The organism is Atopobium sp. ICM42b (genome assembly GCA_000564995.1).
In the GTDB taxonomy this organism is placed as follows: Bacteria; Actinomycetota; Coriobacteriia; order Coriobacteriales; family Atopobiaceae; genus Lancefieldella.
The window spans coordinates 1-4,834 of record JDFH01000033.1; the positions used below are offsets into that span (position 1 = coordinate 1).

Annotated in this window: 4 protein-coding genes; all 4 read left to right on the plus strand. The window is 48.7% G+C overall.

Translation table 11 applies throughout. The features are described from left to right. The first annotated feature begins 413 nt into the window (after positions 1 to 413). The 4 genes from HMPREF1493_RS06700 to HMPREF1493_RS06715 all read left to right on the plus strand — a co-directional run bounded on the left by HMPREF1493_RS06700 (position 414) and on the right by HMPREF1493_RS06715 (position 4,526). Positions 414 to 728 (plus strand): hypothetical protein, encoded by a 315-nt coding sequence (locus HMPREF1493_RS06700; protein WP_035428870.1) that lies wholly within the window; start codon positions 414 to 416, stop codon positions 726 to 728. A gap of 263 nt (positions 729 to 991) precedes the next feature. Continuing rightward, entirely contained in the window at positions 992 to 3,058 is a 2,067-nt protein-coding gene (locus HMPREF1493_RS06705; protein WP_035428871.1) for an Sgo0707 family adhesin, read from the plus strand. A gap of 406 nt (positions 3,059 to 3,464) precedes the next feature. Continuing rightward, complete coding sequence (locus tag HMPREF1493_RS06710) at positions 3,465 to 3,911, plus strand: LytTR family DNA-binding domain-containing protein (RefSeq protein WP_035428873.1); 447 nt, start codon at positions 3,465 to 3,467, stop codon at positions 3,909 to 3,911. A gap of 99 nt (positions 3,912 to 4,010) precedes the next feature. Continuing rightward, the gene (locus tag HMPREF1493_RS06715; RefSeq protein ID WP_035428874.1) at positions 4,011 to 4,526 is read left to right on the plus strand and encodes a DUF3021 family protein; all 516 of its coding nucleotides are present in this window, start codon (positions 4,011 to 4,013) and stop codon (positions 4,524 to 4,526) included. Positions 4,527 to 4,834: the final 308 nt, after the last annotated feature.

Consider the following 4,834-nt stretch of genomic DNA (forward strand, 5'->3'; position numbering starts at 1 on the left):
TCTTGTGTTCTGCTGAAGAATCGACATATTCTTAATCAAGATAGCCAGGCAGCTAGGCGGTCGCACTACCCGATATGCATCTCTATGCATAAACTTAACCTAATATGCTAGAAAATGAATAGACTCATATAAGAAATTTAACTATCGATAAATTCAGTATCTACGGAACACACCTAAGTCAGATAATCTGCTCAGATGCGGGCATTTTACACACCTAATAAAGATAATCTGCGCGTTAGAGGTATTTTCAGCGTCATGTATACGTCTTTTTAACAGATTATCTGACTTAAGTGTGTTTTGAACTGACTCCCATTTCTCGTGTCCAAGAAATGGGGGTCAGTTCATCCGCCGGCTCTCTTTTTGGGCTTCTCGTCGTTTTGCTTTACCATAGCAACATAAGGAGATGATGCGACATGAATAAAGCGGCTCAAATTATCAAGAACCTTTCTCAAGGCTTTCTTATCTCGGGTATTTTAAGTGCGCTCATGGGTGCATACTACCTGTTCGCTAAGGCTGGACTTCCTCTGCAAGATCCTCCGCTGGCGCTCAAAATTCAATACGAGATTGACTTTGGCGTTGGCGAGAAAATGTTTATGTTAGGTCTAACCTGCCTGTTTATCGGCTGCGTTGGCTATACCATTGCGTGGATTTGCTCCAAGACAGAGAAAGTTCAAGAGCAAGATAATCATCAAGCTGGTAGACCTTCTCGCCCTGGCGGAGCAAACTAAGGCGAGTGAGCAGAGGCGCGCGGACCGAAGCCGCGGACTGGGTGCGGCGTCTTGAAGCGCGATGGCTCAATTCATATTCGCAAGCAGCAGATGCGGTGTGGATACAAAAATTTGAACTATTTTCAAAACAGTACTGTCCATGTGAACTGTACTATTTATCAGCCAAATTCACTTTTTATGTGAATACTAATTTCTCATATGTTTTGGCTATCAATTTGTAAGAAAATATAGATGTAATATGCACATCTTTTTGAGGGGCCATCATGAAAAAAGGTTTTCTTAAGAGAATCTCAGTCTTTCTCACCATGGTTGTGGCATGCCTGTTTATGTCTATTAACACAGCTCAGGCACTTGATCGCCAGAAAGACGATAGTGATCTTACCCAGATCAACATTTACCAGTTCACGCTGACCAGGGACAACATGACCGTTCTCTCGCAGGGAGCTGGCGTTAAGCGCATAGAGATTCCTGCTTCTGACACAGGCAGACTGCCCTCAACAGCTTTTGTTGTTCAGCCAACTAAAGACGGTTCCAACCAGCAGTATAACCAGCCTCTTTCGCTGAAGTTCTCTAATGCTGGCACTGTTGACGGCAAGTCCGTTGACGTTTATGTCACCATTAACTCGCTGGACCTTACCCTTAAGAATGCCAACGCAGATTACAACAATCCAAATAAGACTGATGTTGCATTTCTGACTGTTGATGAGAACTGGGGAACTAAGTCCTTCCAGATCATGGACTACATCGACGTGAATCACCCCAGCTACACTGCTGATATGTTCAGGTCCTATGCAATCAGCGCAAACGTGACTGTAGAGCTGAAGTACACCGATGGCACCCCTTGTGACCTCAAGCTTGTTATGCAGCCAAGCGATATTGACGTTGTCGGTGATACTGGCGCAAACGAGACCTTCTCGCTTATTAACGCCAATAGCACCATCGATAGCATTGTTATGAACAACAGGAACATTCTTGTTGAGACCACAAGTGGTAATAAGATTACCTGGAATCCTGTTCGTGGAACTTCCGGTCCTGACCAGGAGAAGAACCTTGCAGGTTTTGCTGTTAAGTCCAAGTCAAGCAGCATGACGTTTGAGTCCACCAGCGCGGCTACCAGCGGCAGCCTCTTTGGTGTGTACACCGAGGCAATTACTCCAGCTCCAGTAAAGGCCGTTGATCCAGAGCAGGCTCCTGCTAAGGCCGGAGAAACCATTACCTATACCGGCACCTTTACGCTGCCAAGGCAGGGCATTGATACCATCGGCAAGATTAAGTCGATGAGCATGGTTGATACCTTTGACGAGCGCCTTGATTTCCAGAGCCTCACCGTAAGCTTTGACGGTCAGACCCTCACTGAGGGCACCGATTACACTGTTGCTGTTGACGGCCAGAAGGTTACGGTCAACATCAAGGATCACCTGCTCACCAAGGCAAATGGCGGCAAGAAGTTTGTTATTACCTACAAGACTGTTACCAACAGCAAGGTAGAGACAGACGGCTCCAACATTGATAACGAGCTCACACAGGTTGTCGACGGAAACGTTGCTCACTCCAACAAGGTAACCACTGAGCTTCTGTACGAGAAGACCCATGAGTTTGTCAGCGGCACTCCTAACAGGGAGCTTCCTCAGGAGGTCCTGGACCTGCTTCCTGGTAAGCAGACTAGAATTCCTAACGGAACCACTGTTACCCCTGATCAGCCTCTTGGTGGCGTTACTCGCGTAGAGACTCCAGATGGAACGTGGGTGTTTATCGGTTACGATCACGATTCCGAGGTCATCGACCACAAGAACGCTCACTTTATTGGTGTTTGGGTAGTTCTGCCTCAGCCAAAGAAGGATGTCCTGGATGGTCAGGGTAACTCCATCGACGGTAACAAGGTAACTGCTGGTCAGGTGCTTACGTACTCCGTAACTTACACCAACACCACCAACACTGCTCGCGATGTAACCATTACCGATGTCATCCCAGAGCACACAACTTACGTTGATGGCTCTGCTGATAATGGCGGCACCTACGACCCAGCTACGCGCACCGTAACTTGGACTCAGAACGTTGCTTCGGGCGACACACTCACCGTTACCTTCCAGGTCAAGGTCAACAAGGGCGAGAAGGACGTTACGGTTGTAAACACCGCTCACGTCAGCGATGGTCTGATCGACACAGATACCAACACCACCACCAACCCTGTTGTCCCTAAGCCTCGCAAGTCCCGCACTCCTTACACTGGCGACGACGCACTGCAGAACACGCTTATGTTTGCTATTGCAGGCGGCGCAGCAGTTCTCTTTGCGCTGGGCACACTCAAGCTTCACGCAGCTAGAAACTAAGCTGCGGCGAGGTTGACATTCTCGCAGGCAAAAGCCGCAGGTACGCAAACACGCGCAGGTTCAAGACCCGCAGGCACAAAACCGCAGGCATGGCGCACGGTAACTTCAAGCCGCTCTCATTTTGAGGGCGGCTTTTTGTGTAGACGCTCGTGGGCGTACACGCTTGTGAGCGTGTGCGATCGCGTTCGTGCTCGGCGCGCGCAAAGCGCCATTCAAGCGCAAGAACGGAGCTCGAAGCGCAAAGAATGCACTTCACACGCCAGTTAGTGCATTTGAGTGACACGAGATCCCACATAAGAGATGCAACCGTTATTCTAAAGATGCCTTAAGGCAAGGAGGCAAGCGGACACAGTTCCGCTACAGCAAGAAACGAAACGTTTGGTCAAATAAGTTGTTTGGAAGTGCAATGGAAATTCGTGTAGTTGAAGAAAAGGGTCGAGCGCAAATTGAAGTGACCATCTTGAGCGGCCCCGATGACCCGCGCGTTTCGGGAATTGTCCGTCAGCTCCAGATGGTTGACGGAAAGATGACCGGATACGTTCCCGGCACCATCAACAGGCGCGTCGTTCTTCTCGCGGATGTGGCATGGATTCAAACGGACGGAAACGTGACGCTGATTCACCTGGTAAACGGCGAGACGCTGGAAAGTTCTAGCCGCCTGTCCGAGCTCGAGGACGCCCTGAAAGACACGGCGTTTGTGCGCACTTCTCGACAGGAACTGGTCAATTTGGACCACGTTACAGGTATCAAACCCGCAGGTTCCGGCCGCATGCTGCTGTCGCTTGGCGAGAAAACCCTTGTTGCTTCAAGAAAGTACGCTGCGGAAATCAAAAGACGTATCGGAATTGTGTAAGGGCCAGCGGATTTTCTCGCGCATCGCTCCCGGTGCCGAGCGCCAAACACCACTCGAACCACACTTTAACAGCAGTTTTATCCCAGAGAAGGGAACATTATGGAACGCAACGAATCACAAAACTGGCAAGGAATTGAGCGAAAGACTCAGCAAGAATTTGATGAGGGACTCAATAAAACAGTAGGTCAAATCATGTGCAAAGGTATCTCAGGTGGCGCGATATGCTTCACCGGCATCTCGCTTGTGTATGGCGTCATTGCGCTGGCAACCAATTATGGTGACAGGCAAAATAACATCATACTTCTTACGCTGATCGCCGCCGGCGTCCTGTCGGGGATTTACCAGCAGATTTGGTTCAACTATCAGCCTCTGATTACTAAGCTCAGCTACCTTCACAGGTTTCTTGGCTTCAACGTTTGCCTGTTCCCAACGCTTGTGGCGATGGCGCTCATTGGAGGATGGGTGCCAAATATGGCTCAGGCTTGGATGTCTTTTACTGCGCTGTACCTGGTCATTCTTCTGGTAACTACCCTGTTTTTCAACGCCATGTTCAAGAAAGAGGAGCAGAAATACAAAGCTGCTTTCGAGAAGTACCAGGCATCTCGTCGCGGATAAAGTTGCAACTGATTTTGGACCTTGTAGCTGCGCCTTATTTCTGCAAAGAATCTGTAACTTTTGCCTGAAAACGTAAAAGAATCGGTGGATTCTGCCTAATTTCTACAAAGAATCTGTGTCCCAAACACAGATTCTTTGTACTTTTTAGGCAGACTTTAAAGCGTGCCTAAGGTTACCCTTCCATGAGCGCTCTCATGGAACCTGATTTTCTCGCTAAGTCTGAACGATTTGCCGGAAAAGTGCACCATATCTGAGTGGTTTTGCCGGTTTCTCTCATCATGTCTGAGTAAATTTACTCAGACATGATG

Coding starts and splice junctions, on each gene's coding strand:
- HMPREF1493_RS06700 (WP_035428870.1), top strand. CDS start 414: ATGAATAAAGCGGCTCAAATTATCAAGAACCTTTCTCAAGGCTTTCTT.
- HMPREF1493_RS06705 (WP_035428871.1), top strand. CDS start 992: ATGAAAAAAGGTTTTCTTAAGAGAATCTCAGTCTTTCTCACCATGGTT.
- HMPREF1493_RS06710 (WP_035428873.1), top strand. CDS start 3,465: ATGGAAATTCGTGTAGTTGAAGAAAAGGGTCGAGCGCAAATTGAAGTG.
- HMPREF1493_RS06715 (WP_035428874.1), top strand. CDS start 4,011: ATGGAACGCAACGAATCACAAAACTGGCAAGGAATTGAGCGAAAGACT.